Consider the following 26207-nt stretch of genomic DNA (forward strand, 5'->3'; position numbering starts at 1 on the left):
ACAATCTCCTCACTTCAGGCCACTGAGTACGACGCCACGCACGTAGTACTTCTGGAACACCAGGAACACGACCAGCACCGGCAACGTGCTGATCACCAGGCCGGCCATCACGATCGGCATGGTGCGGTCCGGATCGAGGAAGCTCTGCAGCAGCTGGATGCCGACCGGAAGCGTCTGCAACGACGGGTCGGACGACGAGATCAGCAGCGTCCAGATGTACTCGTTCCAGGTGCCGATGAACGTGATCAGCCCGAGCGTGATCGCCACCGGCTTGGTCTGCGGCAGCACGATCAGCCGCCAGATCTGCCACTGGTTCGCGCCGTCGATCTTGGCCGCCTCGAGCATCTCGTCCGGCAGCGAGATCATGAACTGCCGCATCAGGAAGATCCCGAACCCGGAGACCGTGAACGGCAGGATCAGCGCCAGCAGGCTGGTCGTCAGCCCGCCGTCGCCGCCGCGTCCGAGGAAGTCGTTGCCGCCGGCCAGCGGCCAGTTGAGCATGATCAGGAACGTCGGGATCAGCAGCAGGAACGGCGGCAGCATCATCGTCGCGAGGATGAACCGGAAGATCACCGCCCGCCCGCGGAACCTCAGCTTGGCCAGCGCGTACCCGGCCAGCGCCGAGGTGATCAGCACCGACACCGTCACGCTGACCGTGACGATCACGCTGTTGCGGAACAGCCGTGGCAGCTCCAGCTGCGAGAACGCCTCGCGGTAGTTGTTCAGATCGAACGACTCAGGGAACAGCTTGTACGGGATCACGCCGTACTCGCCCGCGCCCTTGAACGAGCTCATCACCATGTCGAGGAACGGCATCACCATCGCGACCCCGCCGAGGATCACGACCAGGTACGCGAACCACGGGAACTTGCCGTGCCGCCTCACGAGGTCTCCTCCCCGCGCCGCCGGGCGACCCACAACTGCAGCAGGGTGATCGCCAGGATGATCACGAACAGCACCATCGCCATCGCGCTCGCCGTACCCCAGGCGCCGTACTTGAACGCCCGCTGGTACATCTCGAAGGCCGCCACGTTGGTCGCGTTCACCGGCCCGCCGTCACCCGTCATCACGATGATCAGCGCGAACGACTGCAACCCGCCGATGAACTGCGTGATCAGCACGAACAGCAAGGCCGGCCGCAGCAACGGCAACGTGATCGACCAGAACATGTGCCACGAGTTCGCCCCGTCCACCTCGGCCGCCTCGTAGTACATCTCCGGGATCGCCTTCAGCCCGGCCGTCAGGATCAGGACGGCTCCGCCGATCGAGGCCCAGGCCTGTACGACGGTCACCGACGGCAGCGCGTACGACGCGTCGGACAGGAACCCGATGCTGTTCACACCGAGCTTGTTCAGCACACCGTTGATCAGCCCGGCCGGTTGGTACATCATCTTCCACACGTTGCCGATGGCCACGACCGTGGCGACCACGGGCAGGAAGTACAGCACCCGCCAGAACCCCTGGAACGCCAGCCGATCGATGCAGTAGGCCACCAGCACCGACCCGAACGTGGCCAGGAACACCGACCCGAAGGCGAACAGCAGCGTGTTCACCAGGATCGGCTTGACGAATGTCCCGTCGAAGCTCAGGACGTCGCCGAAGTTCGCCGTACCGGCCCACTTCAGGGTCCCGAGGTCGAAGCCGCCCCAGTCCGAGAAGGCGAGCACGATCGCGAAGATGAACGGCAGGATCAGGAACACGCAGAAGAACAGCAATGCCGGCGCGAGGAACAGGTACGCCGCCCGTCCCTCGCGCTGCAGCTTTCCGACCCGCTGGGCCGGCACCGCCAACGTGCCGACCCTGCCGACCGCGGATGTCATTGCGGCTTGACCGCCTTGGCGGCCTGCGCCAGCGCGTCGTCCGGGTTCTTGCCGTCGGCAAGCACACCCATGAGCGCGTTGTGCAGCGCGGTCTTCGCCTCGTACGCACCCGGCTGGTTGGGTTCGGCCATCGCGTACGTCGCCGCGTCGTAGATCGGCGCCAGGTTCGGGTCGGACAACGACTTCTTGTACGCCGCCTGGTCAGCGGTCCGCGGCGGGATCAGGCCCTGGTCGGCCAGCCACTTGCCGGTCTCGGTCACCTGACCGTCGGCCGCCTTGTGTTCGTTCATCCAAGTGAGGAACTTCCACGCTTCGTCGGCGTGCTTGCTGCGCTGGTTCACGCCCATGAAGAACCCGTACGCCAGCGAGCCCTTGCTGCCCGCCGTCGGCCCGGGGATCGCGGTCACGCCGACGTCGGAGGAGTACTTGTCCTTCATCTGGGTCTTCAGGCTGCCGATCCACCAGCCGGCCTGGATCGCCATCGCGACACCGCCGCTGCGGAACTGCTTGGTCGGCATGATCGAGGGGTTGGTCGCCTTCGCGGCCGCGAGGTCGGCCTCGAACTTCAGCGCCGCCTTGCCCTCGGCGTTGTCGAACTGCGCCGTACCGTCCGGGCCGAGGAACTTCCCGCCGGCCGCGTCGAGCAGCGACAGGAACGGGTGCACGGACTTGTTGTCGCCGTCCTGGATCAGGCTCAGGCCCTCGACCTGGATGTTGCCCTTGGCATCGCGCTGCACCGTCTTCTTGGCCGCGTCGGCGAGCTCGGCCCAGGTGGCCGGCGGCTTGCTGATGCCGGCCGCGGCCAGGATCTTCTTGTTGTAGAAGAGCACGTAGGTGTTCAGCTCGGTCGGGTACCCGAGCAGCGTGTCGCCGGTGGTCACCGCGCCGAGCGCGGCCGGGCTGTACTCCGCCTTGATCTTGGTCGCGATGTCGTCCGGCACCTTGGCCACGACGTTCGCCTTCATCAGCTGGCCGCCCCACAGGCCGTACGCGCTGACGATGTCGGCGCCGCGGCCGCCGGTCTGCCGGACCGTCATCGTGGTGAGCAGGTCGTCGAACTTGACCACCTGCGCCTTCACCTGGACCTTCGGGTTCTCCTTGTTCCACTGCTGGATCATCTTGTCCAGCCCTTCCTTGGACGGGCCGTCGCTGTAGTGGCTCAGCAGCGTCAGCTCGACCTTGTCGCCGCTGCCGCCCGCCGCGCCGCCACCGCCGCCGCAGGCCGCGGCCGTGGCGAACAGTCCGAGCGCAACGGCAAGCCGCAGACCTCTGGAAATCCTCATGTCATTCCTTCCCGCCATCCGGGACCAGGGGCGCCCGGAGGATGGTGAACGTGCGGGTGATGTCGAAACCTGTCTTCAGGTACAGCTGCCCGGCGGCGGACTTCTCGCCGGTCCACAGGAACCAGGCGCTGTGCGCGCCGGCGGCGACCATCCGCTCGAGCGTCAGGTGCAGCAACACCTTCCCGAGCCCGGTGCCGCGGGAGGCCGGCAGTACGCCGAACGGCCCGAAGCGGTCGATCACCGCCTCGTACGTCCCGTGCATCGCCCAGCCGAGGATCGCTCCGCTGGGGTCGCGTGCTACCACGATGCGGTCGAGTGGCAGACCGGACACGACGCCTTCGCGGATCGCGCGCGCCCAGTCCGGGTTGAACTCGGCGCCGGCGATCGCGATCAGCGCGGTCAGCTCGTCACCGGATGGTGTACCAAAGCTGTAGCCCTCGGCCGTCAGTGCGTCGATCCGCTTACGGACCTCGTCCGGGATGGCATATCCGACGAGGCTGCGGTCCATCGCGACCGCGTCGTACCCGCGCTCGAAGCCGAGCTCGGCGAGCAGTCGAGCCGCGGTGGGATAGCGCGCCGCGTCGAGACCGGGGAGGAAGTAGTTCGGCGTGTACGACGAGAAGTAGACCTCGGACCGCCCGTGGGACCGGAGCCAGTCCATTGCCGCGGACAACAACTCGCGCCCGAGCCCACGGCCGCGGTACTCCGGATGCACGAAGAAGAACGGGATCCAGCCGGAAGCCGGCTCCAGGTCGTCGGCGTCGACGGCGATCAGCCGGCGGACGGCGTACGCGGCGCCGACGACCTGATCATTGATCACGGCCACCTGCAGACCGGCCGCGTCGAAGTTGCGGTCGAGCAGGAACAGGTCACGGAACCGCTGGTAGCTGATCGGGTCGGCCGGCGCCGCGGCGGTCCAGGCCGCAGCCAGCGCCGGCCCGTCGCCGACCTGGAACGAACGGATCATCGGGCAGTCCCTTCGTAGAGCAGTACTCCGTCGCGTACCCAGTCGGCCGGTGTGGTTGCCGCGGGCAAGAGCTCGACCGGGTCGTCGCCGGCCTCCAGCGCTCTCCGCAGCGAGTCCGAACCCCACAGCTTGTCGAGCGACGGCAGCAGCCCGAAGTCGTCGGGATACAGCTCCTTCAGCACCCGCAACATCGTCAGCGCGGTCCGCACCGGCTCGAACGCATCGCGGTCCACGACGTGCAGCTGTACGCCGGACAGCGGCTGGCCCGCGTACTTGTGGAACACCGGCTCGAACCACGTCCGCCGGAAGATCACCCCGGGCAGCTCACACGCGCGCAAGGCCGGCACAAGCCGGTCATCGACGTACGGCGCTCCGATCGTCTCGAACGGTCGCGTCGTACCGCGGCCCTCGCTCAGGTTCGTGCCCTCGAACAGGCCGGTGCCGGGGTACACCAAAGCCGTCTCCGGTGTCGGCATGTTCGGCGACGGCGGCACCCACGGCAGACCGGTCCCGGTCGAGGTACGGCTCCAGCCCTCCGCCTCGACGACCGTTGCCGTACCCAACTGAAGGGCGAGCTCGCCGACCGTCAGCCCGTGCCGGAGTGGGATCGGCGCCCGCCCGACGAAGCTCTCGAACCCGGGCTGCAGCAGCGGGCCCTCGACCCGTAGGCCGCCGAGCGGGTTCGGCCGGTCCAGCACCACAAATGGCATACCAAGCCGGGCGGCCGACTGCTGGCAGTCGTACATCGTCCAGATGTAGGTGTAGAACCGCGTCCCGATGTCCTGGATGTCGAACAGCAGTACGTCGACACCGGAGAACAGGTCGTCGAGCTCGCGACCCTTCCGCCGGTACGTGTCGAATACCGGGAGTCCGGTGTCGGGGTCGACGCCCTCGCCTTCGCTTTCACCCGCTTGCGCCGTACCGCGGAGGCCGTGCTCGGGACCGAACAACGCCGTCAACGGCAACCCGGCGGCCCGCAACGCGACCGAGGTCGGCGTGAGGTCCGGCAGCACGCCGGTGAAGTTCGTGATCAGTCCCAGGCGCCCGTCCGGCACCAACCCCGGGTCCTCGGCCAGACGCTGCGCGCCGGTCCGGACCACCATCGCCACCACCCCAGATCGTGGATCCTGCAGGAACTGGGTTGAAAACTTACCGATGTTTTCAGGTGAAGGTCAATGGATTACGGACAAACGTTTGCCGGTGTCAGGTTCCGAGCGAGCCCAGGTAGTCCATCACACGCGCGCGGATCTCGTCCGCCGGGTTGTCGCGGGCCCGCAGTTCCGCCATCCAGCCGTCGTACACCTCGTTGGAGGCACTCAGCTCGAGCGCGATGCCGTCCGGATCCCGGAAGTTCAGGTGCGACCCGAACGCCTCGTCCCGGATCGGCGTGTACGTGACCCCGAGCGCCTCGAAGCGTCGCTCCCACTCGACGAGCTCGTCCCGACTCGCCGCCGCCATCCCGACGTGGTCGAGACCCGTTGTCAGCTCGGTGAACGGCGCGGCTGTCCCGAGCTCGTGCCTGCACAGCGACAGTACGAACCCGCTCGCCCGGTCGACGAGCGTGCGCACGGTCCCGAAGTCCATCAGCGGCTTCAGCCCGAGGACCTCGGTGTAGAAGCGCTCGCTGCGATCCAGGTCGGTGACCGTCAGCGCGAGATCATCGATTCCCGCAAAGGCCGGCATGGTGGCCCCCTTCCCCTGCTCGCGAACGTAACTCCGCGGCGTCAGGGAAGGAACGGTGTGAGCGCGGCGAGGAAGTCGTCGAGGCGTTCGGCGTGGACCCAGTGCCCGGCCTCCGGGACTTCGGCGTACTGGACGTGCGGGAAGTACGCCGCGATCGTCGCGCGGTGGTCCTGCTGGACGTAGTCGGACTTGCCGCCGTAGATGAACAGCGTCGGCCCGTCGTACCGCCGTCCCTCGACCGCGGGCCAGCCGGAGATCGCCGGCAGCGCGGCCTCGATCACCGGCAGGTTGGGCCGCCACCGCGCACCGTCGGCGTCGAGGATCAGGTTCTGCAGCAGGAAGGCGCGTGTCCCGGGTGTCGGTACGGCGTCGGCGAGCTGGGCGTCGACCTCCCCCCGGCGGGTGATCGACGACAAGTCGGCGTTCCGCATCGCCCGGGCGTACTCGACGAACGCCGGCGGATACGCGACCGGTGCCGCGTCCACGACGACGAGCCGCTCGACCGCCGCGGGGTACTGCAGCGCGGTGAGCATCGCGGTCTTGCCGCCCATCGAGTGCCCGACGAGCGCGACCGGCCCGAGCCCGAGCGACTCGATCGTCTCGCGGACGTCGTCGGCCATCTCCGGGTAGCTCATCGTCTCGACGTGCGGCGAGGTCCCGTGGTTGCGCAGGTCGAACGCGAACACCCGGTGCCGGTCCGCGAGACGGCGCGCAGCGGTCATCCAGTTCCGCCCCGAGCCGAACAACCCGTGCATCACCACGACCGGCGTACCAGTGTCGCCGTACGCCGTGACCGGAAGCTTCATGCCCTCCACCCTTTCACCGAGCTCACCGACTGCTCACCGACTGCTCACCGACTGCGCTGCCAGCAGGCCGTGTGCCAGTGGCGCCGCTCGTCCAACGACTGGCTGCCACCGATCGCACCGAGCAGGCTCGGGTTCTCCGGCCACACCACGACGTGCGGGGTGGCCGGCAGGATCTGCTGGTCGCAGCCCGGGCAGCGGTACGACTTCGCGGACGCGGACCCGGACACCCGGCGGACGTTCCACTCGGCGCCCGCCTTCACCTCGCGAGACTGGGTACCACCAAGGAGCGGCCGGTCACTGACCGGCCGCTGCCACTTCGAAGGCCTTCTACGCGACATAGCCCCTCAAGGCTAGGCCATGCCCCAACCAGAGGTTTGACGTCATCGCCACCTGTCTCCAGGAGCACGCACGTACTGCTGCCAGACGTACCGCCACGGCGTGACCGCGAGGATGACCAGGACCACAGCGCAGTTGACCGCAATGGCTTGCGTAGCCGAGTCCATGTCTCCGGCGACTGCCTTGGGTAGTGCCACGACGGAGAGCCAGATGAGCTTCCAGGCGGACTCGAAAAGAAGGAGCGGCAGCAGCCGGACCGGGTAGCGCAGCCCGAGGAACGCGAGCAGCGACATGGCGGTGAGGATGCAGGTGACGACTCCTTCGAACAGCGGCCAGGAGCTGCCGTGGCTGATGAGGATCGGCCACTTGACGACGGCAAGACCGACGCCCATGAGGAGGTACCCGGCGCGCATGAGGTGCAGACGGTAGAGCGGCAGATCGGTGGTGGTCGTAGGTTTTGGGTAGGTGATCAGAGTCGACATCGGAGCTCCTTCGTGGGGATGGCTCAGCGGTCCGCGGATCGAGACAGGATGCGGGTGCGGAGCCGGTGGAGTTGCGGCATCACGCCGTAGATCACGATCGGTACGGCGATGGTGGCCAGCACGAATGTGCGCAGTACGGGCGCGAGCGTGCCCAGCCAGTCGGCGAGGGTCAGGTTGAGGACGGTGAGGGTCGGAAAGACGGCCAGCCAGATCATCAACGCCAACTGATGCTTGGTCGGCGGGCCGGCCACACGCCGGCTGGGGTCGGCACTGGTGCGGGGGTTCGGGGTGGTCATATCGCTCCTTGGTGTTGTGATGGTGATGTGTGCGCGAGAGGTCAGTGCACGAGGTCGTGAACGGCTTTGCGTACGTCGTCCTCGACCACGTCGGCGTCGAGCGCGATCGCGGCCGGCGCCGTCGGCGGTGACGGTGGCGGTGGCGGTGGCGACCTGGGCGGGTGGCGACGACATCGCCCGCGCCCCAGACGCCGGGAACGCCGGTGCGTCCAGTGGCCTCGACTGCGCCCCAGCCGCCGTCGTCAACCGCCCAACCGAGGCTGCGGAGAAGATGGTTGTTCGGTACGAGCACATCCCGCGCCACCACGCTGCCGTCGACCAACTGCATGCCCGCAAGCGGCCACCTTCGACGATCAGCCGCACGCCCGTACCGCGGCGCGACGTGACCTCCGCGCCGTCGTGGTTGAGGCTGACCGTTCCCGCGACCACACCGATCCCGCGGGCCGACAACGCGGATCGTCCGGTCGCGGTGAGCCCGTCGGGCGGGGTGAAGTAGACGAGGCCGTGGGTCCATTGGCCCACGATCTGCGCATACCGGACCGCACCCGAACTACCTCCAATGACGCCGAGCCGACGGTCGCAGACCTCGTAGCCATGGCAGCACGGACAATGCAGGACGTCGCGTGCCCACCGGTCGCGCAGTCCTGGGACGTCCAACAGTTCGTCACACAGGCCGGCAGTCACCAGCACCCGACCCGCCAAGACCCGCCGCCCGCCAACACCAGGCAGACCGACACACACCCCAGCAGCCACCAGCACCCGACCCGCCAAAACTCGCCACCCACCGACAACAGGCAGCCCGACACACACCCCAGCAGCCACCAGCATCCGACCCGCCAAGACCCGCCACCCGCCAACAACGCGCAGTCCGACACACACCCCAGCAACCACCACCACCCGACCCGCCAAGACACGCCACCCGCCAACAACGCGCAGCCCGACACACACCCCAGCAACCACCACCATCCGACCCGCCAAGATTCGCTGCCCGTCGACGAGGCGGCCCCAGAAGCCGTTGTTGCCGTCGGCCACCAGTTCGGTGGTGGTGCCGGTGAGGACGCCACCGACGTACCTCCCGAGTTCGTCCCGTCCTAGATCCAACAGTTCGCTCGGCGTGAGGCCGTCACGCGACAGGTACCCGCGCAGGTGGACGGCCTGGCCGTTGAGCGGCATGCCAGCATCGACCACGAGAACCTTGCGGCGAGCGCGTGACAGGACGAGGGCAGCGGACAGTCCGGCGGCGCCTCCGCCGATGACCACCACGTCGTACTGACTCATGTCCATCAGGCTGAAGCACCGTCGATCTCTCACCTACGGACGTTGCTGTTTCCGGGAATGCGCAGTGTGATGAGGTCGTGGAAGACACGTCATCGGAGATCGCCGCGGTGCTCGAGCAGGTTGGGCCCAGGCTGAAGCGGGTTCGCACCCAGCGCCGCATCACCCTGACCGCTCTGGCGGCCACGACCGGCATCTCGAAGAGCACGCTCTCGCGACTCGAGACCGGACAGCGGCGACCGACCCTGGAACTGCTGCTTGCGCTGTCGCAGGCCTACCGGGTGCCCCTGGACGATCTGGTCGGCGCGCCCGACGTCGGTGACCCACGCATTCGCCTCAAGCCCGGCCGCGTCAAGGGCCGAACGGTCATCCCGCTCACCCGGCAGCCCGACGGCATGCAGGTCTGGAAGATCGTCATCCCGACCAGCAAGATCATCCCGGAGCCGCGGGCCCACGACGGTCACGAGTGGATCTACGTCCTGTCCGGGCACATGCGATTCGTCCTCGGCGAACGGGACTGGGTCCTCGGCCCCGGCGAGGTCGCCGAGTTCGACACCCACGTGCCGCATTGGTTCGGCAGTACCGGCCAGGGCCCCTCGGAGATCCTCAGCATCTTCGCAAGACCCGGCGAACGAATGAACATCCGAACCCCCGACCCCAAGTCCTGATCCCGCGGGCGGCGCGACATTGCGGTGGCTCGCATGGCTCGTGTCCGGTCCACGGACGACGGTATCGACGACCCGACTCGCACTCCTGCATTCGTTGCCTGGAGAGCCCCAACCCTCACAGCGGCCACGACCGCTCCGACGGCCTGGGATCCGGTGAAGGGTTCCGATGATTTGGAGTAATCGAACGAATGTTCTAATGTAGGTGCATGAGCGGAATCCCGGGCACACACCTCGGCGGCGACCACCAGGTCCCCGCCGAACCGGGAGCGCCCACCGCGACCGTCGCCCTCTCCCCATCCGGGGCGGCCGGGACCCTGGTCGCGCACGACCTCCCTCAGGCGGCGACCGCCCCAGCAGAACGGGCAGAACGGGTAGACCGGTTCGCCGACGATCTCCACCACCGACTCGGTGGGCCGGCTAGCCGGCCGGACCGGATTGCACCAGCGAACGGCTGCCGGGCTGCCTCCCCTGTCCGCGCCTCAACGGCTCCGGCTCCTGACCAGGCGGCCATGATCGACTCCACCCCCGGCGGGGCCGTCAGGCGGTCTCCATGGAGCGGTTGGGATGACGAGCCGCTCGCCGATGACTACGTGCCGGACGACCTTGTCTACCCAACCGATCCCGAGCTCCCCGGCGGCCCGGCGGTCATCACTGAGCAGGACCAGTTGGACGCCGAACTCGACGAACTGCTGGGCCGGAACCGCTACTCCCGTGTCGATGAGTTCGAGTGGCAGGAGTGGGACGGGGTCGAGCAGGACGCCGCCGAGCGGGAGATGCTGCGCCGGGAGGCGCCGGCCTGGGCGTTCCTGCCACCCGGCGGTGCGCTGGCTGCCGCGTTGGAGGTGACCCGGCCGGAGGCGATGTCGCCGATGGCGCTGATCGAGTTGATGAAGGCCGCGGACCGGCTGATCAGCTGGGGAGAAGCGATCAAGACCAGTGCGACGGCGTCGTTCGTCCGGCAACGCCGCGCCGAACACCGCGAATCGCCCCGCCCGACGCAGCTCGATTCCAAGGGCCGCCCGATCGACCCGGAGCGGTCCTGGCATGGCGAGATCGCCCTGGCACTCGGCCTGTCGCCGAGCACCGTGGGGCGACGGGTCGACACCGCGCTGCGGCTCACCTCGACCCTGTCGGCCACCTATTCGGGCCTGCGCTGCGGCGCCCTGACCTGGGGCAAGGCGCTCGCGATCTCCGAGGCCACCAGCGACCTGCCCGATGACGCGGCCCGGGCGGTGCAGGCCCATGTGCTGAAGCGTGCCGCCCGCCAGACCCACCGCAACCTGCTGGAGTCGCTGCGCCGCCAGGTCGCCAAACACACCACCGCGCAAGCGGCCGACGATCACCGCGCCGCGGTGGCCGAGCGCACCTGCAAGATCGTCCCGCTGGCCAACGGCATGGCCGGGCTGTGGATCGTGCACACCGCCGACAAGATCCAGCAGATGTGGGTCACCCTCCAAGCCATGACCACCCTCGCCAAACGCAGCACCCCCACCACCAACCCCACCGCGGACCCCACCACCACTCCAACCACCGACGCCAACGTCCACGCCACGGCCGACACCACCACCGACGCGAACACGCACGCCACGGCCGCCGCCACTGCGGACGCCGACGGCAGCCCCGCGGCCGACACAGGCACGACCGGCCACGCTGGCACGACGGTCAACGCTGGCAACGCTGGGAACGCGGTCTCCGACGGCATCGCCGATGTCGCAGGCGGCGGCACTGTCAGCGCCACCGCGGCGGTTCAAGCCAACGACTCAGCGCCCACAGGCAACGCCGCAACGGCGCCGCTCGGCGCGTCCGTGGATCCCGGACCGCCGGCCCCCGCGGACGCCGGCCCATCCCCGCACGCCAGACCCGATCCCGATTCGGCCACCCCCGACGACATCACCGCCACCGGCACCACCGCCAGTGCGGGTTCCAATGCGGGTGCTGAGGTGAGTGCCGGCGGTGGTACGGATATTGGCGCGGGTGCTGATACGGGTGCCGGCGTTGGTGCGGGTGCTGATGCCGGTGCGGGGAAGGACACCCGCACCGCCGAGCAGCGGCGTGCGGATGTGGCTGCGGATCTGTTCGAGCACATCCTGCGCAACGGGCTGGACTGGCTCGGCCGACGGCTGCCCGACCAGCACCGCCGCCGCCCCCACATCGAGGTCGTCGTCCCCGCCTCAACCCTGCTCGGCCTCGACAACAACCCCGCCGAACTCACCGGCTACGGACCCATCCCCGCCGAAATGGCCCGCCGCATCGCCACCGACGGCACCTGGCGACGACTCCTCACCGACCCCACCAACGGCACCGTCCTCGAGGCCTCCACCACCCGCCACGACCCCGGTGCGTTGGTGACCGAAACTTTGCTCGCCCGCCACCCCGTCTGCGCCTGGCCCGGCTGCAACCGCACCTCCCGCGACTGCGACCGCGACCACCTCACCCCCTTCACCCAGTCCGGGCGCACGAGTCTGTCCGGGATGGCGCCGTACTGCGAATATCACCACGTCATCAAAGACACCCCCGCCTGGGGCTGGACCACCACCGCCCACCCCGACGGGACGATCACACTGACCACGCCCACCGGTCACCGCTACACCACCGTCCCGCCCGCCCGCGGCCCCATCACCCAACAACTCGACCCAAATCCCACCACCGGCCCTCGGCAGGCAGCTCACGACCCGCCACCGTTCTGAAGCCAGCACGCCAGTCGGAACTCACCATCCGCCGTCGGCCCGTTCGCCCGGCCCGGCCGCGTGCCTAGCCGCGTGACCCGGCCGCATGACCCGGCCGCATGACCCGGCCGCATGACCCGGCCGCATGACCCGTCCGCATGACCCGGCGGCATGACCCGGCGGCATAGCTGGGCCGCATGGCTGGGCCGGGCGCACGCCATCACTCTGAAGGCACGCCATCACCGGCGCCAGCAGACCCAGAACCACACCGGCCGCCCCGCGACGCTGCTCGTGCTCCAAGACGAGGACGAGGCCGACGACGCCCTCTCACGGGCAACGCCGTCGCCGGCAAATACCATCGCCGGCCCCCGGCAGGCAGCTCACGACCCGCCACCGTTCTGAAGCCAGCACGCCAGTCGGAACTCACCATCCCCCATCGGCCCGGCCGCATGACCCCGCGGCATGGCTGGGCCGCATCGCTGGGCAGCATCGCTGGGCCGCATCGCACGCCATCACTCTGAAGGCACGCCATCACCGGCGCCAGCAGACCCAGAACCACGTCCGCCGCGCCGCGACGCTGCTCGTGCTCCAAGACGAGGACGAGGCCGACGACTCCCTCTCACGCGCCAACGCCGTCGCCCGCAAATACCGTTGGCGGCCCCCGGCAGGCAGCTCATGACCCGCCACCGTTCTGAAGCCACCACGCCGGCCAGAACTCACCAACCGCCACGGCCCGTTCACCCGACCCGACCGCCCGGCCGCATGACCGGCCGCATGAACGGGCGCATGGCTGGGCCGCATGGCTGGGCCGCATGACCCGGCGGCATGGATGGGTCGCATGGCTGGGCCGGGCGCACGCGATCACTCTGACGGCATCACCGGCGCCATCACGGGCGACGCCGGGGCTGGCCAATACCATTGCCGGCCCCGGGCAGGCAGCTCACGATCCGCCACCGTTCTGGAGACACGCCTTCACTCTGAAGGCACGCCATCACCGGAGCCATCACCGGCAAACGCCGTCGCTGGCACCGCTATCGGCGAACTCGGATTTCACGGTTGCCGCCACAACTAGCCCGCGCAACCACACACAGCTGCCAACGGCCCAACAGGCTGCTGACGAGCCGCACCCCTGACCAGCAGCCCCTGACCGAAAGCCCCGGGCCGGCACGCCCCACACCGGCACGCCCCACACCGGCACGCCCCACACCGGCACGCCCCTCACCGACACGCCTTCACCAGCACACTCCTGACCGGCACGCCCCACACCAGCACGCCCCTCACCGGCACGCCTTCGCCAGCACGCCCGGACCGGCACGCCTCTGGCACATCGCCCGGAGTCGCACGGACCGTGGACCGCGGCGACAGCTCGGGCTCGGTTAGGTGGTTGCGGTTGCTCGGGTCGCTAGGGCGTCGAGGATGAGGTCGAGGCCCCAGGTGAACTCGTCTCCGAAATCGTAGCCGGGGCGTAGGTAGTAGTCGGTGGCCATCTCGACGAGGTGGGGGTACTCGCCGGTCGAGAATCGTTCCATGATCGGCTCGGCGACGTCGGCGACGGTGTCCGAGCCCTCGAAGGGCAGACCGGCCTCCTGCAGCGCGAAGCCGTACGTGTAGCTGTCGAGCATCGCGTAGGCGTGAGCCGTCAACTCCTGGGAGAAGCTGGCGGCCCGCAGGGTGGCGATGACCGCGTCGTGGTGCCGCAGAGTCGCCGGCCCAGGACTGGTGCGCGACTCCATCAGCCCGATCGCCCAGGGATGGGCCCGCAGCACCCGGCGCGCCGAGTCGGCTCGCCGGCGGATCTCCGTACGCCAGTCACCGCCGGGTTCGGGCAGCTCGATCTCGCCGAACACGAGGTCGACGATGCCGTCGAGGATCTCGTCCTTGTTGGCGACGTAGTAATAGACCGACATCGGCTTCGTACCCAGGCTCTGCGACAGCGAGCGGATCGTCAGGGAGTCGATCCCACCGGCGTCGGCCACCGCGACGGCAGCCCACAGGACGCGTTCCCGGCTGAGCCGGGGTCGTTCGCCGGGGCTGTCGTCCGTCCGTTCAGTCATCTCACTCCAGCCGAGCCGTAGTGCTTTCGTACTTTGTACTGTAGCTTCTCGTACTAAGTACGACGACCCGACACGAGGACAGCCATGACAAGCACAGCGGCAGGAAGCCAGGCGTCAGACGCCACCACCCCCGGCGGGACGCCGGCAACTGCCGCTTCGATGCGCGCGATCGTGCAGGACTCGTACGGCGACGCCGGCGTACTGCGTCACGAACGCATCGCCCGTCCGCAGATCACCGGCAACGAGGTCCTGGTCCGGGTGCACGCCGCGGGGCTGGATCGCGGGACCTGGCACCTGATGGCCGGCAAGCCGTACCTGATGCGGATCGTGGGCCTCGGCTTCCGCGGCCCGAAGGCCCGGGTGCCGGGACGTGACCTCGCCGGAACGGTCGAGGCCGTCGGTCCCGCGGTGACCAGGTTCGCCGTCGGCGACGAGGTGTACGGCGTCGGCCGCGGCGCGTTCGCGGAGTACGCCGTGGCTGTCGAGGACAAGCTGGCCCACAAGCCGAAGAGCCTGTCGTTCGAGCAGGCAGCTGTGGTGCCGATCTCAGCAGGGACCGCACTCCAGGCGTTGACCGACCACGGCCGGATCGAGGCAGGGCAGCGGGTGCTGGTCATCGGCGCGTCCGGGGGTGTCGGCAGCTACGCCGTACAACTGGCCAAGGCCTTCGGCGCGGAGGTCACCGGCGTGGCGAGCACCGCGAAGCTGGACCTCGTGCGCTCCCTGGGCGCCGACCAGGTCCTCGACTACACCCGCGACGACTACGCCGACGGTACCCACCACTACGACCTGGTCCTCGACATCGCCGGGAACCCCAAGCTGGCCCGGCTGCTCCGCGCGCTCACACCCAAGGGGACAGCGGTGCTTGTCGGTGGTGAGGACGGCGGCGATCTGACCGGCGGCATGAACCGGTCCCTCCGGGCGCTGATGCTGTCACCGTTCGTCGGCCAGCGGCTGGCCTGGTTCGTCGCCCAGGTGCGGGCCGGCGACCTCGAGCGGCTCAACGAGTTCGTCGATTCCGGTCAGGTGACGCCGAGCATCGACCGCACGTACCCGCTCGACCGCGTGCCGGAAGCCATGCGCCACCTCGCGTCCGGACAGGTCCGCGGCAAGGCAGTCATCACGATCTGAGGACTGCTACGCAGTGGCGCGGAGTTCCTCGCCGACGTCGTGCATGTGACGCAACCCCAAGCGGTACGACTCGATCAGGCTCGTCGAGACGTAGGGCATTTCGATGCTCTCGCAGTACTTGCGCACGATCGGCTGGGCGAAGCGGAGGTTGGCGCGCGGCATGCTCGGGAAGAGGTGGTGCTCGATCTGGTAGTTGAGCCCGCCCATCATCCAGTCGGTGACCAGACCGCCGTTCACGTTGCGTGAGGTGAGCACCTGCTTCTCCAGGTGGCCCCAGTTGCTGTCGTCGTCGGGCATCTCCATGCCCTTGTGGTTCGGCGCGAACACGCTGCCGAGGTGCAGCCCGAAGATCATGTGGTGGACGAGCGCGAAGACGACCGCCTGGCCCGGCGACAGGATCAGGAACAGCGCGGTGAAGTACAGCACCAGGTGCGCGGCCATCAGGCCGAGCTCGACCTTCTCCGTACGGCGGCGAGCGAGCAGGAAGCGGATGCTCGACACCTTGAGGTTGAAGCCCTCCAGGGTGAGCAGCGGGAAGAAGATCCGCGCCTGGTTACGGCTCAGCCAGCCTTCGAGTCCCTTGCGGCCGGAGGCCTGCTCGAGGGTCCAGACCAGTACGCCCTCGCCGACGTCCGGGTCCTTGTCGGTGTGGTTCGGGTTGGCGTGGTGCCGGTTGTGCTTGTCGTTCCACCAGCCGTAGCTCATGCCGAGCAGGAGGTTCCCGTGCAGCATCCCGATCCAGTCGTGCAGCTTGCGCGAGCTGGCGATCTGCTGGTGCCCTGCGTCGTGCCCGAAGAAGGCCGCGCGGGTGGTCAGGATTCCCATCGGGAGCGCCAGCAGCAGTGCCCACCACGAGCTGCCGATCACGGCGACGGCCGCCCACGTCAGACCGAGCAGAACCGCGTTGATCCCGATCGCCATCGCGTACGCCGCCGTACGGCGCTCCAGCAGGCCGGCAGCCTTGATCTCCCGTAACAGTGGGGAGAAATCGGAACGGCGGGTAGCAGCAGGTGACGCGACAGGCTGTGCCATCAGGTCCTCGTCTCGGTAGCGGGGGAAGGCCTAGGCGTACAGCCGCGGCCAGCGTAGTGCATCAAGCCTCATCGCCCTAACCTCCGAAAGCATGAGAGTTACTACCCGAATCGGCTGTGGAGTCAGGCCCCAGGAGACAGTGGGGATAACACCACTGCAGGAGATCTCACGCTCGGTCATGATGGAGGCATGAGCACCGTTGCCACGACTGAGGCGCCGCCGATGCGCTATCCCAAGCTTGCGCAGCCGTGGATCGCGCTGTTCCTCGCGATCCTGGCCGAGCTGGGCATCGCCCTGTTCGTGCTCAGCGTGGTGTCCGTTCCGCTGATCGCCGTGTGGGTCGGCATCCCGCTGCTGCTCGTCGTCGTACCGGCCGCGCGGTGGTTCGCGAACTGCCACCGCACGCTACTGGCCGGCTTCCTCGGTGAGCGGATCCCGCGCCCGTACAAGAAGCCTCCGATGCCCGGCATGCTGATGCGGCTGCGGACGATCCTGACCGATCCGCAGACCTGGCGGGACATCGTCTGGCTGCTGGTGAACGCGGTGATCGGATTCACACTGTGCCTGCTGAGCGCCGTTCTGTTCCTGGCCACACTCTTCTACCTGGTCTACCCGCTGCTCGTCGGCGTCACGCCGGAGGGAGTGTTCACCGAGCCGTTCGGCGGGTTGTTCACGGTGAACTTCTGGACCAGCTTCCTGCTGATGCCGGTCGCGCTGCTGGCGTTCATGATCTGGAACGCCGCCGGCGAGCGGCTGCTGAAGGCGAACGCATTCGTGGCCCGCTCACTGCTCGGCCCGACCGAGAGCGCCAAGCTGGCGATGCGGGTCCGCGAGCTGGCCGAGTCCCGGGCGGAGACCGTCGACACCCAGGCGGCCGAGCTGCGCCGGATCGAGCGCGACCTGCACGACGGCGCCCAGGCCCGGCTGGCGGCGCTGAGCATGAACCTCGGCATGGCCGAGGAGATGGTGGCCCGCGACCCGGCCCAGGCGGCTGCCCTGCTGACCGAGGCCCGCGAGTCCGCAAGTACGGCGCTGTCCGAGCTGCGCGACCTGGTCCGCGGGATCCACCCGCCGGTGCTCGCCGACCGCGGTCTGGACGGCGCGGTCAAGGCACTCGCGATGTCCTGCCCGTTCAAGGTCGACGTCACCTTCGACGTACCCGGTCGTCCGCCGGCGCCGGTCGAGTCCGCGGCGTACTTCGCGATCGCCGAATGCCTCGCGAACGCGGTGAAGTACTCGGCGGCGACCACCGCCTGGATCCAGATCACCCACGAGGTCGAGAAGCTGCACATGATCGTCGGCGACGACGGTGTCGGAGGTGCCGTGATCAGGCCCGGCGGCGGTCTGTACGGTATCGAGCGGCGGCTGGCCGCCTTCGACGGTACGTTGACCGTGGTGAGCCCGAGCGCCGGGCCGACCACCGTGATCATGGAGCTGCCTTGCGAGTCCTCATCGCTGAAGACCACGCCCTCCTCCGGGACGGCCTGATCCGCCTGCTGGAGGCGCACGACTTCGAGGTCGTCGAGGCGGTCGACAACGGGCCTCGTCTGGTGCCCGCGCTCGTGGAGCACCGGCCCGACGTCGCAGTGGTCGACGTACGGCTGCCGCCGACCTTCACCGACGAGGGCCTGCGGGCCGCGATCGAGGCCCGCAGCCAGGTGCCTGGGCTGCCGATCCTGGTGCTCTCGCAGTACGTCGAGCAGCTGTACGCGCGGGAGCTGCTGACCGGCGGCGGAGGCGGTGTCGGGTACCTGCTCAAGGACCGGGTGTCTAACGTCGCCGACTTCCTCGATGCGGTACGCCGGGTCGCAGCCGGCGGAACCGCGATGGATCCGGACGTGATCGGTCAGCTGCTGGCCCGGAACACCCGCGACGAGCCGATCGGCCGGCTCACGCCGCGCGAGTCCGAGGTCCTCGGACTGATGGCCGAAGGCCGCTCGAACGCCGCGATCGCCGCCGCCCTGTTCGTCACCGAGAAGGCCGTCAGCAAGCACACGAACAACATCTTCTCGAAGCTCGACCTGCCCCCGTCCGAGGACGACAACCGCCGCGTGATGGCAGTCCTCACCTACCTGTCGTCCCGCTGACCCGGCGCAGGAACTCCTGGGTGCGGGCCTCGCGGGGAGCGTCCAGGACCTGGGCGGGTGGGCCGATCTCGAGCGGCCGGCCGTGGTGCAGGAAGCAGACCTGGTCGGCGACGTCGCGGGCGAAGGCCATTTCGTGGGTGCAGACGAGCATCGTCATCCCCTCGGACTTCAGTTCGCGGAGCAGGTCGAGGACCTCGCCGACGAGTTCGGGGTCGAGCGCCGATGTGACCTCGTCGAGCAGCATCAGCTGCGGCGAGTTCACCATCGCGCGGGCGATCGCGGCGCGCTGCTGCTGACCGCCGGACAGCTCGTCCGGCTTGGCCGCCGCCTTGTCCGCCAGGCCGACGCGCTCCAGCATCTCCATCGCCCGGGCCCGCGCCGCATCACGCGGCACCCGGTGCACCCGGATCGGCGCCAGCGTGATGTTGTCGAGCACGGTCAGGTGCGGGAACAGGTTGTACGCCTGGAACACGATCCCGATCCCGGACCGCACCTTGTCCGCGTCGACCCGCGGATCCGTGATGTCCGCCCCGGCCAGCTCGATCACGCCGTCGTCGACCGTCTCCAGGAGGTTCACGCAGCGCAGCAGCGTCGACTTCCCGGACCCCGAGGCTCCGATCAGTACGACGCACTCTCCCGCCGCGACCTCCAGATCCATCCCGTCCAGTACGACGTTGTCGCCGTACGCCTTCCGCACACCGCGGAGACTGAGCAGATTCTTGGGCAAACTCATACCGGTCCGCCTCCCCCGCCGTACCAGCCCTGCCGTCGGGCGACGTAATCGGTCAGCCGGGTCAACGGGATCGTCAGCGCGACGAACAGCAGCCCGGCGACGACGTACGGCGTGAAGTTGAAGTCCTCGGCCGTCTCCAGTTGCGCGGCCCTGATCGCGTCGATGACGCCGAGTACCGCGATCAGCCCGGAGTCCTTCTGCAGGCTCACGAAGTCGTTCAGCAGCGGCGGCAGCACCCGCCGTACCGCCTGCGGAAGGACGACGAAGCGCAACGTCTGTCGATAGCTGAGCCCGAGTGATCGCGCCGCCGCCCGCTGCGACGGATGCACCGACTCGATCCCGGCCCGGAACACCTCGGCGACGTACGACGAGTAGGTCAGGACGAGGGCCGCTCCGCCCCAGATCACCGCCTGGTTCGGCAACCCGCGCAACTGCAGGGCCGGTACGCCGAAGCCGAGCAGGAAGATCACCAGCAGCAAGGGCAGGCCGCGGAACACGTCCGTGTAGGCGGCCGCGAACACGCGCAGCGGGAAGAAGATCGGGCCCCGCGACGTCCGCATGATCGCCAGCGTCAGCCCGAACACCACGATCAGCACCGCACAGACCAGCATCACGCGCACGTTCAGCCAGAGGCCCTCGGCAACGACCGGCAATGCCTCCCAGCCACGATGGACGTCGAAGAACGTCGCCCGGACCCGCGGCCAGCCCGGCGTGGAACCGATGCCCACGACAACCAGCGCGAGCAGGATCACCGAGCTGACCAGCGCGATCACGGTCGATCGCCGCGCTTGCCGACGCCGGTACGCGATCCGCTCGCGCTGCAGCTCCGACGGTTGCCAGGTCGTCACGAGAGTTCGGGCGCGCCGGACTCGGTCAAGTACTGCTTCTGCAGGTTCGCCAGGGTGCCGTCGGACTTGAGCGCGTCGACCGCCTGCGTGACGCAGCCGGTCAGCTTCGAGTTCTTCTCGAGCACGAACCCGAACTGCTCCGCCTGCCCGCCGGCCGGCAACTGCCCGACGATCTTGCCGTTGTCGAGCTGCGCCGCGGTCATGTAGAACGCCGTCGGCAGGTCCACGACGATGCCGTCGATCTGCTTGTTCTTGAGCGCTTGGACGGCCAGGTCGTTGGTGTCGAACACGGCCGGCTTCTGCTTGGGCTTCACCTGGTCGCGCAGCGCGGTGTAACTCGTCGTACCGACCTGGGCCCCGAGCTTCGCATCAGCGAGGTCGGCGACGGACTTGGCGTTCGCGATCTTGCTGCCCGCGGTGGTGATCACGGTCTGGCGTACGTCGTAGTACCCGGAGGAGAAGTCGACGGCCTTGCGGCGGTCCTCCGAGATCGACACCTGGTTGACGTCCAGGTCGAACGCCTTCGGGCCGGGCGCGAACGCGGTGTTGAACTGCACGGTCCGCCACGTCACCTCGGCCTGCTCGAACCCGAGCTTCTTCGCCACCGCGTAGGTGACCGCGGACTCGTACCCCTTGCCGTTGCTCGGGTCGTTGCCGCTGAACCACGGTTCGTACGCCGGCTTGTCGGTGCCGACCGTCAGCGTGCCGGCCGTCTTTACCGCCAGCTTGTCCTTCGCACAGGCATCCGCGCCCGACGGCGTCGAGGACCCGGACGAGCTCTCCTCCGGCGCACACGCCCCCAGCCCCACGATCGCCAGCACCGCCAGCCCCACCACAGCACGCGTTCTCATGCGGAGAACTCTAAGACCTCTTGCGGTACGCCGTGGGGCTTGATCCGGTGTGCAGACGGAAGCGGGTCGCGAAGTAGAGCGGGTCGGCGTACCCGACCTGGGCCGCGACCGACGCGACCGACCGGCTGGTGAGCTCCAGGAGCCGCGCCGCGGCGTCCAGCCGGCGGCGCTCGACGAACTGTTGCGGGCTGACGCCCAACTGCTCGCGGAACAGGTGCGCAAACCGTGACACCGAGAGATTCACGGCACGAGCCAGCCGCGGTACGTCGAGGCTCGCGGTCAGGTCCTGGTCGATCAGCTCGATCGCACGCAACAGGCGGTCGTCGATCTGCACCGCCTTCGGGTTCTGGGTGTCGCACCACAGCAGCGCCGCCTCCAGCGAGTTGGCGCTGAGCTGCTCGGCCTGCGGCAGGACGCTGTGTTGATGCCGTACGGCGTCGCGCAGGTGGTCGGCGATCCGCTCGAAGGTCGGTGCGGCGGGATGGAGCTGAACGATGCCGGGAGCAACCTCCGGCCAGTCCAGCAGCGGCAGCCAGTCCGGCTTCGGGTGCATGTGCGCGTATCGGAAATGCCAGCGGTCACCGACCGTGGCGTAGTCGTGCAGGGTGCGCGGGCGGACCAGCGTGACGCTGCCCGGCGCGGCCGCGACCTGACCGAATCGTCCCTGGCCGTCGAGGGTCTGGACCAGCAGCCAGTCGGTCGTTCCGCGCCGCCGATACGTCGCGTACTCAGGGCCTTCGTCGAACTCACCGGTCACCAGCCGGCGTACCACCGGATGCGGGGACTCAGCAGGATATCGAAGGTTCACAGCTCGATAGCGTATCGCTGCCCGCGGCCCGGCCGCCGCATCCTGGAGACATGACAGTGGTTGACATCTACCAGCGGGACGGCATCGTCCAGGTCCCCCAACTGCTCGAACCCGCCGAGGTCGAGCGGATCAAGACAGTCTTCATGGAGCAGGTCGCCGTCGACCACTCGCTCGCCATCGACGACGGCGTACCGGACGACGATCCGCTGGCGAAGTACCCGCGGTTCGTGCACCCGCACCGGGCAAGCGACACCGAGGCCGGCAGGCTCGCGATGGAGCTGATGCTCGACGACCGGATCCTCGATGTCGTCCAGGCGCTGATCGGTCCCGCGCTCGGCGCCCAGTCGATGTTCTACTTCAAGCCGCCGGGCGCCCGCGGGCAGGCGCTGCACCAGGACAACACGTTCCTGCGCGCCGACCCGGAGACCTGTCTCGCGGCCTGGATCGCGGTCGACGACGTGGACGCGGACAACGGCGGACTGGCAGTCGTCCCGGGCTCGCACAAGACCGAGCTGGTCTGCCCCGAGCCGGCTGACCTGACCGAATCCTTCACCAGCGTCGAGGTCCCGGTGCCGGACGGCCTCAGCAAGGTACAGACGAAGATGAAGGCCGGCGACGTCCTCTTCTTCCACGGCAGTGTCGTCCACGGCTCCCGCCCGAACTCCACCGACGACCGCTTCCGGCGGTCGCTGATCTTCCACTACATCCCCGAGGACAGCGTGGAGATCGCGGCCTTCTACAACCCTCTGGTCCGCCCCGACCGCCGCGAGACGGTCCTCCCCGAAGCCATCGGCGGCGGCCCCTGCGGCGACTACGCCCAGGCCGAGCCGTAAGTCAGTTGGAGTAGTCGCGGAAGCCTCGGCCGGTTTTGCGGCCGAGGTAGCCGGCCGTCACCAGGTGCTCCAGCAGCGGAGCAGGGGCGAAGCCGGGCTCGCGGAACTCCAGGTACAAGGTGCGTTGAATAGCGAGCGAGACGTCCAGCCCGACCACGTCGAGCAGGGCGAACGGGCCCATCGGCAGGCGGCAGCCGAGCTTCATCGCGGCGTCGATGTCGTCGACGCCGGCGTAGTGCGCCTCGAGCATCCGGACCGCGTCGTTGAGGTACGGGAACAGCAGCGCGTTCACGATGAAGCCGGCCCGGTCGCCGCACCGCACCGGGTGCTTGCCTGCGGCAACGGCCACGGCGGCCACCGTGTCGGCGACCTCGGGGGCGGTGCTGACGGTACTGACGACCTCGACGAGCTGCATCACCGGCGCCGGGTTGAAGAAGTGCAGCCCGACCACGTCACTCGGCCGCTTGGTCGCCATCGCCAGGTCGATCACCGGCAGACTCGACGTGGTGGTCGCCAGGATCGCGCCCGGCTTGCAGATCTCGTCGAACGTCTCGAACAGCGCCTGCTTGACGCTGAGCTCCTCGACGACGGCCTCGATCACCAGGTCGGCATGCGCGAGGTCGTCGAGCTTCGCCGTACCGGTCACCCGGCGCAGCGCGGCGTCCCGCTCCTCCGTGGACAGCTTGCCGCGCTGAACGCCCTTCTCCAGCGAGCGCTCCAGCACGCCGCGGACCCGGTCGACCTTCTCGGTACCGCGAGCGACGTACAGCACGTCGTACCCGGCCTTGGCGAGGACCTCGACGATGCCGACCGCCATCGTGCCGGAGCCGACGACGCCGACCTGCTTGACCGGGCGGATCGGCACACCGTCCGCCGACACGACCGGGGTGTTCTCGTCGTCGACCACGACCGGCGAGTCCGGCGACTCGTAGGTGTAGAAGCCGCGCCCGGTCTTCCGGCCGAGGAGGCCCGCGGTCACCATCTGCTTGAGGATCGGGGCCGGCGCGTGCAGCCGGTTCCGGCCCTGCTTGTACATCGTGTCGAGAATCTCGTACGCCGTGTCGAGGCCGATCAGGTCGAGCAACGCCAGCGGACCCATCGGGTACCCGCAACCGAGCCGCATCGCCGCGTCGACGTCCTCGCGGGTCGCATAGCGCGACTCGACCATGGAGACCGCGTGGTTCAGGTACCCGAACAACAGCGCGTTGGCGATGAACCCGGCCCGGTCCGCCGCGACGACCGGGACCTTGTCGAGCCGGCGGGCCAGCGCCTGCACGTCCTCGACCACGTCCGGCTCGGTGACCACAGTCTTGATCACCTCGACGAACTCCTGCACCGGCGCCGGGTTGAAGAAGTGTATCCCGACCACGCGCCGCGGGCGCTGGGTGGCGACGGAGATCTCGGTGACCGACAACGACGACGTGTTGGTCGCCAGAATCGCGTCCTCGCGGACGACCTTGTCCAGTGCGGCGAAGATCTCGCGCTTCAGCTCGAGCCGCTCGACCACGGCCTCGATCACCAGGTCGCAGTCCGCGAGCGCCTCCAGCGAGGTGGCGAACGTGACCCGGTCGAACAGCGCCTGCTGGTCCTCGACCGACAGTTTGCCGCGCTTCACGGCACGGTCGGTCGAGTGCTGGATGTGCCCGCGGCCGCGCTCGACGGCTTCCTCGTCACGCTCGACACCGACGACCGTCAGGCCGTTGCGCGCGAACACCTCGGCAATCCCGGCGCCCATCGTGCCGAGACCCACCACACCCACCGTCGTCAATTCCCGAGCCATGCTGTGCACTATGCCAGTCCAGGCACTGGTAAGCCCATGAGCTGCGTCACCGGCGAGGTCAACCTCACACAGCTCACACTGTCTCGTCGATGACGACCGGAGTCGCCATCCAGCCGTCGAGCAGCCACCACGGGTCAGGTGCGCCCTGGAGTGCGGCGGCGATCGGTCGCGGCCGGAGGTCGCAGGCGGCGAGGTCTGCCACCGGGAGCCAGACGGCGCGATAGCTCCCCCGCTCCGAGTCGGCCGGGCTGTCCAGCTCCGGGCCGTCGCCGGTGCCGAACTCGCCGCCGATCACGTCGGCGACGAAGTAGTGCTGCGTGCTGTCGCCGAAATGCACGACCGCGACGGCAGAGCGGATCTTCACCAGCAGGCCGAGTTCCTCGTGAACCTCCCGGTGCGCGGCCTCCGCCGGGCTCTCGCCGTCCTCGACCTGACCGCCGGGCAGCACGTGGTACGTCCGCCCGTCGCGAACCCGCTCGATCGCGGCGATCCCGTGCTCGCCGAGCAGTACGACACCGGCGCGGATCACGAGCGCGTCGCCAGGATCTGGAACCAGGTGCCGATCTTCGAGTCACCGCGTTCCAGCCGCGCGACCGTCCACCCGGTCGCGGTCAGCAACTCACGGAGCGGATCTTCCTGCCAGAGAACGAAATGCCGCGGCAGGTCCAGGTGCCGGTTCGACCACTCCTCGCCTTTGCCCTCCCGGGTCGCGAACGCGAGGATCGGCGCGGAACGGGCCGCCTTCCGTAGTACGTCGACCAGTTGCGCGCGATCGAAGTGCAGGAACACCGCGCTCGCGTACACGGCGTCGTACGGACCGCCGAAGTCGTCGGTGATCGCGTTCAACCGGTCGGCGGCGTACCCGTCGGATCGCATCATGCCGACGAACGCCTGCGTCGCGTCGGTACGGCGTACGACGTACCCGCGGCTCTCCAGCTCGATCGCGTCCTTGCCGGTGCCGCTGCCGAGCTCGAGCACCCGTCCGCCCGGTGCGAGGTGTTCGGCGAGCAGGTCGATCAACAGGTGGTTGGGGTCCTTGGGGATCGAGTCGCGGAACTTGCCGGCGGCCTGCTCGTACGCCGCGAGCGTGAGCTCGTTGTCCGAGGCGACCCGGGTCCAGCCGTCGCCGGTGTGCTCGACGACGGCGGGCAGTTTGAGGCCGAGATCCAGCCCGAGGACGACGACGGTCTCGCCGCGATGCAGGTCCGCGATCGACTGCAGCTCCTCGTCCGGCTGCTGGGTCAAATCGGGTACGACGGTCAGCCGCACCGCGAGCGCCTCGGCCAACCGAGCGCCGGCGGCCGCCTCGAACGACCCGGCGTACACGTGCACGACCCGCTCACCCACCACCGCGTCCTGGACGTCACCGGGCAGCAGCAGGATCCGGGCGGGACACATGAGGTTCATCGATCGACGTACTCCAGGGCCTCGGCGGCGTAGTCCGGCCAGACACCGGACTGGTCGAGCGGGATCCTTACCCACTCCTTCATCGGCCGACCCATTCCCGGATCGAACTGCTCCGCACCGGGGACCGCCAGTGCCTTCTCCCGCGGCTCGGGCGGGAGCTTGAAGGTCATCGCGTCGCCGTACATCCCGGCGAGCACCTTCTTGCCGATCTTCAGGCACGGCATCCCGAACATGCTGCCGCGGACCACTCCGGCCCCTTCGAGCCCGGCCGCAACCGCGTCGTACGCCGCGACCGCCTCGTCGCTCACCTTCGGCATCATGCTCACCACCTTCCCACTCCGTAGCCCCGGTGCACTACCGT

The 26207-nt window shown here is 68.7% G+C and carries 27 protein-coding genes; 7 read left to right on the forward strand and 20 right to left on the reverse strand.

Annotation, left to right across the window (positions count from 1 at the left end):
• Nucleotides 1-9: 9 nt before the first annotated feature.
• From EV137_RS38355 to EV137_RS40920, 10 genes are all read right to left on the reverse strand, one after another.
• Nucleotides 10-885, reverse strand: a complete 876-nt coding sequence (locus EV137_RS38355; protein ID WP_134133053.1) for a carbohydrate ABC transporter permease — start codon at nucleotides 883-885, stop codon at nucleotides 10-12.
• The gene (locus EV137_RS38360; protein ID WP_238175846.1) at nucleotides 882-1820 is read right to left on the reverse strand and encodes a carbohydrate ABC transporter permease; all 939 of its coding nucleotides are present in this window, start codon (nucleotides 1818-1820) and stop codon (nucleotides 882-884) included. Before EV137_RS38360 ends, EV137_RS38355 begins: the two co-directional genes overlap by 4 nt.
• The gene (locus tag EV137_RS38365; RefSeq protein WP_134133054.1) at nucleotides 1817-3103 is read right to left on the reverse strand and encodes an extracellular solute-binding protein; all 1287 of its coding nucleotides are present in this window, start codon (nucleotides 3101-3103) and stop codon (nucleotides 1817-1819) included. The genes EV137_RS38360 and EV137_RS38365 overlap by 4 nt, the downstream gene beginning before the upstream one ends.
• 1 nt (nucleotide 3104) lies before the next feature.
• Nucleotides 3105-4070 (reverse strand): GNAT family N-acetyltransferase, encoded by a 966-nt coding sequence (locus tag EV137_RS38370; RefSeq protein ID WP_134133056.1) that lies wholly within the window; start codon nucleotides 4068-4070, stop codon nucleotides 3105-3107.
• On the reverse strand, nucleotides 4067-5173 hold the full coding sequence (locus EV137_RS38375; RefSeq protein WP_134133057.1) for an exo-beta-N-acetylmuramidase NamZ family protein: 1107 nt from the start codon (nucleotides 5171-5173) through the stop codon (nucleotides 4067-4069). Before EV137_RS38375 ends, EV137_RS38370 begins: the two co-directional genes overlap by 4 nt.
• A 100-nt stretch (nucleotides 5174-5273) precedes the next feature.
• Nucleotides 5274-5753, reverse strand: coding sequence for a VOC family protein (locus EV137_RS38380; protein WP_134133058.1), 480 nt, complete (start codon nucleotides 5751-5753; stop codon nucleotides 5274-5276).
• Between the two features lie 41 nt (nucleotides 5754-5794).
• On the reverse strand, nucleotides 5795-6559 hold the full coding sequence (locus tag EV137_RS38385; RefSeq protein ID WP_134133060.1) for an alpha/beta fold hydrolase: 765 nt from the start codon (nucleotides 6557-6559) through the stop codon (nucleotides 5795-5797).
• Between the two features lie 44 nt (nucleotides 6560-6603).
• Entirely contained in the window at nucleotides 6604-6819 is a 216-nt protein-coding gene (locus EV137_RS38390; protein ID WP_238175847.1) for an Rv1322 family protein, read from the reverse strand.
• A gap of 120 nt (nucleotides 6820-6939) precedes the next feature.
• A complete protein-coding gene (locus EV137_RS38395; RefSeq protein ID WP_134133061.1) occupies nucleotides 6940-7377 on the reverse strand; it encodes a hypothetical protein in 438 nt (145 codons plus the stop codon).
• A 23-nt stretch (nucleotides 7378-7400) separates the two neighbouring features.
• A complete protein-coding gene (locus tag EV137_RS40920; protein WP_166680136.1) occupies nucleotides 7401-8951 on the reverse strand; it encodes an FAD-dependent oxidoreductase in 1551 nt (516 codons plus the stop codon).
• Nucleotides 8952-9028: 77 nt separating this feature from the next.
• Between EV137_RS40920 and EV137_RS38415 the strand changes: the two genes are divergently transcribed.
• The 3 genes from EV137_RS38415 to EV137_RS38425 all read left to right on the forward strand — a co-directional run bounded on the left by EV137_RS38415 (nucleotide 9029) and on the right by EV137_RS38425 (nucleotide 12684).
• On the forward strand, nucleotides 9029-9616 hold the full coding sequence (locus EV137_RS38415; RefSeq protein WP_134133062.1) for a helix-turn-helix domain-containing protein: 588 nt from the start codon (nucleotides 9029-9031) through the stop codon (nucleotides 9614-9616).
• Nucleotides 9617-10125: 509 nt separating this feature from the next.
• The gene (locus EV137_RS38420; protein WP_166680137.1) at nucleotides 10126-12303 is read left to right on the forward strand and encodes an HNH endonuclease signature motif containing protein; all 2178 of its coding nucleotides are present in this window, start codon (nucleotides 10126-10128) and stop codon (nucleotides 12301-12303) included.
• 150 nt (nucleotides 12304-12453) lie between these two features.
• Nucleotides 12454-12684 carry a hypothetical protein gene (locus EV137_RS38425; protein ID WP_134133065.1) on the forward strand — a complete coding sequence of 77 codons (231 nt, stop codon included), beginning with the start codon at nucleotides 12454-12456 and terminating at the stop codon, nucleotides 12682-12684.
• A 974-nt stretch (nucleotides 12685-13658) separates the two neighbouring features.
• Here EV137_RS38425 and EV137_RS38435 read toward each other — a convergent pair.
• Nucleotides 13659-14336 (reverse strand): TetR/AcrR family transcriptional regulator C-terminal domain-containing protein, encoded by a 678-nt coding sequence (locus EV137_RS38435; RefSeq protein WP_134133068.1) that lies wholly within the window; start codon nucleotides 14334-14336, stop codon nucleotides 13659-13661.
• An 84-nt stretch (nucleotides 14337-14420) separates the two neighbouring features.
• On the opposite strand from EV137_RS38435, the gene EV137_RS38440 reads away from it, so the two are divergent.
• Complete coding sequence (locus EV137_RS38440) at nucleotides 14421-15467, forward strand: NAD(P)-dependent alcohol dehydrogenase (protein ID WP_238175848.1); 1047 nt, start codon at nucleotides 14421-14423, stop codon at nucleotides 15465-15467.
• A gap of 6 nt (nucleotides 15468-15473) precedes the next feature.
• Here EV137_RS38440 and EV137_RS38445 read toward each other — a convergent pair whose 3' ends face one another.
• Complete coding sequence (locus tag EV137_RS38445) at nucleotides 15474-16499, reverse strand: fatty acid desaturase family protein (RefSeq protein WP_134010865.1); 1026 nt, start codon at nucleotides 16497-16499, stop codon at nucleotides 15474-15476.
• A gap of 189 nt (nucleotides 16500-16688) precedes the next feature.
• Between EV137_RS38445 and EV137_RS38450 the strand changes: the two genes are divergently transcribed.
• Nucleotides 16689-17987, forward strand: a complete 1299-nt coding sequence (locus tag EV137_RS38450) for a sensor histidine kinase (protein ID WP_134133069.1) — start codon at nucleotides 16689-16691, stop codon at nucleotides 17985-17987.
• Nucleotides 17939-18586 (forward strand): response regulator, encoded by a 648-nt coding sequence (locus tag EV137_RS38455; RefSeq protein WP_134010862.1) that lies wholly within the window; start codon nucleotides 17939-17941, stop codon nucleotides 18584-18586. The genes EV137_RS38450 and EV137_RS38455 overlap by 49 nt, the downstream gene beginning before the upstream one ends.
• Here EV137_RS38455 and EV137_RS38460 read toward each other — a convergent pair.
• From EV137_RS38460 to EV137_RS38475, 4 genes are read right to left on the reverse strand one after another with little or no spacing between them, the layout of a single operon-like run.
• Nucleotides 18564-19319: an amino acid ABC transporter ATP-binding protein gene (locus EV137_RS38460; protein WP_134010860.1), complete on the reverse strand. Its 756-nt coding sequence runs from the start codon at nucleotides 19317-19319 to the stop codon at nucleotides 18564-18566. The two genes, EV137_RS38455 and EV137_RS38460, sit on opposite strands and share 23 nt — an antisense overlap.
• Nucleotides 19316-20167 (reverse strand): amino acid ABC transporter permease, encoded by an 852-nt coding sequence (locus EV137_RS38465; protein WP_134133071.1) that lies wholly within the window; start codon nucleotides 20165-20167, stop codon nucleotides 19316-19318. Before EV137_RS38465 ends, EV137_RS38460 begins: the two co-directional genes overlap by 4 nt.
• Complete coding sequence (locus tag EV137_RS38470) at nucleotides 20164-21018, reverse strand: ABC transporter substrate-binding protein (RefSeq protein ID WP_134133072.1); 855 nt, start codon at nucleotides 21016-21018, stop codon at nucleotides 20164-20166. The genes EV137_RS38465 and EV137_RS38470 overlap by 4 nt, the downstream gene beginning before the upstream one ends.
• A 10-nt stretch (nucleotides 21019-21028) precedes the next feature.
• Entirely contained in the window at nucleotides 21029-21826 is a 798-nt protein-coding gene (locus tag EV137_RS38475; RefSeq protein ID WP_238175849.1) for a helix-turn-helix domain-containing protein, read from the reverse strand.
• A gap of 50 nt (nucleotides 21827-21876) precedes the next feature.
• On the opposite strand from EV137_RS38475, the gene EV137_RS38480 reads away from it, so the two are divergent.
• A complete protein-coding gene (locus EV137_RS38480) occupies nucleotides 21877-22659 on the forward strand; it encodes a phytanoyl-CoA dioxygenase family protein (RefSeq protein WP_134133074.1) in 783 nt (260 codons plus the stop codon).
• Nucleotide 22660: 1 nt separating this feature from the next.
• Here the strand turns inward: EV137_RS38480 and EV137_RS38485 are convergent, their stop codons facing one another.
• The 4 genes from EV137_RS38485 to EV137_RS38500 all read right to left on the reverse strand — a co-directional run bounded on the left by EV137_RS38485 (nucleotide 22661) and on the right by EV137_RS38500 (nucleotide 26166).
• A complete protein-coding gene (locus EV137_RS38485) occupies nucleotides 22661-24439 on the reverse strand; it encodes a 3-hydroxyacyl-CoA dehydrogenase family protein (protein WP_134133075.1) in 1779 nt (592 codons plus the stop codon).
• 73 nt (nucleotides 24440-24512) lie between these two features.
• Nucleotides 24513-24968: an NUDIX hydrolase gene (locus EV137_RS38490; protein WP_166680138.1), complete on the reverse strand. Its 456-nt coding sequence runs from the start codon at nucleotides 24966-24968 to the stop codon at nucleotides 24513-24515.
• Nucleotides 24965-25846 carry a class I SAM-dependent methyltransferase gene (locus EV137_RS38495; protein ID WP_134010850.1) on the reverse strand — a complete coding sequence of 294 codons (882 nt, stop codon included), beginning with the start codon at nucleotides 25844-25846 and terminating at the stop codon, nucleotides 24965-24967. Before EV137_RS38495 ends, EV137_RS38490 begins: the two co-directional genes overlap by 4 nt.
• Nucleotides 25843-26166 (reverse strand): hypothetical protein, encoded by a 324-nt coding sequence (locus EV137_RS38500; protein WP_202870535.1) that lies wholly within the window; start codon nucleotides 26164-26166, stop codon nucleotides 25843-25845. The genes EV137_RS38495 and EV137_RS38500 overlap by 4 nt, the downstream gene beginning before the upstream one ends.
• Nucleotides 26167-26207: the final 41 nt, after the last annotated feature.

It is taken from the genome of Kribbella pratensis, assembly GCF_004366075.1.
In the GTDB taxonomy this organism is placed as follows: Bacteria; Actinomycetota; Actinomycetes; order Propionibacteriales; family Kribbellaceae; genus Kribbella; species Kribbella pratensis.

Bases quoted from the DNA above. Each gene is read 5' to 3' on its own strand.
- EV137_RS38370 (WP_134133056.1), bottom strand. From the start codon at position 4,070: ATGATCCGTTCGTTCCAGGTCGGCGACGGGCCGGCGCTGGCTGCGGCC.
- EV137_RS40920 (WP_166680136.1), bottom strand. From the start codon at position 8,951: ATGAGTCAGTACGACGTGGTGGTCATCGGCGGAGGCGCCGCCGGACTG.
- EV137_RS38500 (WP_202870535.1), bottom strand. From the start codon at position 26,166: ATGATGCCGAAGGTGAGCGACGAGGCGGTCGCGGCGTACGACGCGGTT.
- EV137_RS38385 (WP_134133060.1), bottom strand. From the start codon at position 6,559: ATGAAGCTTCCGGTCACGGCGTACGGCGACACTGGTACGCCGGTCGTG.
- EV137_RS38495 (WP_134010850.1), bottom strand. From the start codon at position 25,846: ATGAACCTCATGTGTCCCGCCCGGATCCTGCTGCTGCCCGGTGACGTC.
- EV137_RS38380 (WP_134133058.1), bottom strand. From the start codon at position 5,753: ATGCCGGCCTTTGCGGGAATCGATGATCTCGCGCTGACGGTCACCGAC.
- EV137_RS38450 (WP_134133069.1), top strand. From the start codon at position 16,689: ATGAGCACCGTTGCCACGACTGAGGCGCCGCCGATGCGCTATCCCAAG.
- EV137_RS38425 (WP_134133065.1), top strand. From the start codon at position 12,454: ATGACCCGGCGGCATAGCTGGGCCGCATGGCTGGGCCGGGCGCACGCC.
- EV137_RS38445 (WP_134010865.1), bottom strand. From the start codon at position 16,499: ATGGCACAGCCTGTCGCGTCACCTGCTGCTACCCGCCGTTCCGATTTC.
- EV137_RS38435 (WP_134133068.1), bottom strand. From the start codon at position 14,336: ATGACTGAACGGACGGACGACAGCCCCGGCGAACGACCCCGGCTCAGC.
- EV137_RS38420 (WP_166680137.1), top strand. From the start codon at position 10,126: ATGATCGACTCCACCCCCGGCGGGGCCGTCAGGCGGTCTCCATGGAGC.
- EV137_RS38395 (WP_134133061.1), bottom strand. From the start codon at position 7,377: ATGTCGACTCTGATCACCTACCCAAAACCTACGACCACCACCGATCTG.
- EV137_RS38460 (WP_134010860.1), bottom strand. From the start codon at position 19,319: ATGAGTTTGCCCAAGAATCTGCTCAGTCTCCGCGGTGTGCGGAAGGCG.
- EV137_RS38375 (WP_134133057.1), bottom strand. From the start codon at position 5,173: ATGGTGGTCCGGACCGGCGCGCAGCGTCTGGCCGAGGACCCGGGGTTG.
- EV137_RS38480 (WP_134133074.1), top strand. From the start codon at position 21,877: ATGACAGTGGTTGACATCTACCAGCGGGACGGCATCGTCCAGGTCCCC.
- EV137_RS38360 (WP_238175846.1), bottom strand. From the start codon at position 1,820: ATGACATCCGCGGTCGGCAGGGTCGGCACGTTGGCGGTGCCGGCCCAG.
- EV137_RS38365 (WP_134133054.1), bottom strand. From the start codon at position 3,103: ATGAGGATTTCCAGAGGTCTGCGGCTTGCCGTTGCGCTCGGACTGTTC.
- EV137_RS38470 (WP_134133072.1), bottom strand. From the start codon at position 21,018: ATGAGAACGCGTGCTGTGGTGGGGCTGGCGGTGCTGGCGATCGTGGGG.
- EV137_RS38485 (WP_134133075.1), bottom strand. From the start codon at position 24,439: ATGGCTCGGGAATTGACGACGGTGGGTGTGGTGGGTCTCGGCACGATG.
- EV137_RS38440 (WP_238175848.1), top strand. From the start codon at position 14,421: ATGACAAGCACAGCGGCAGGAAGCCAGGCGTCAGACGCCACCACCCCC.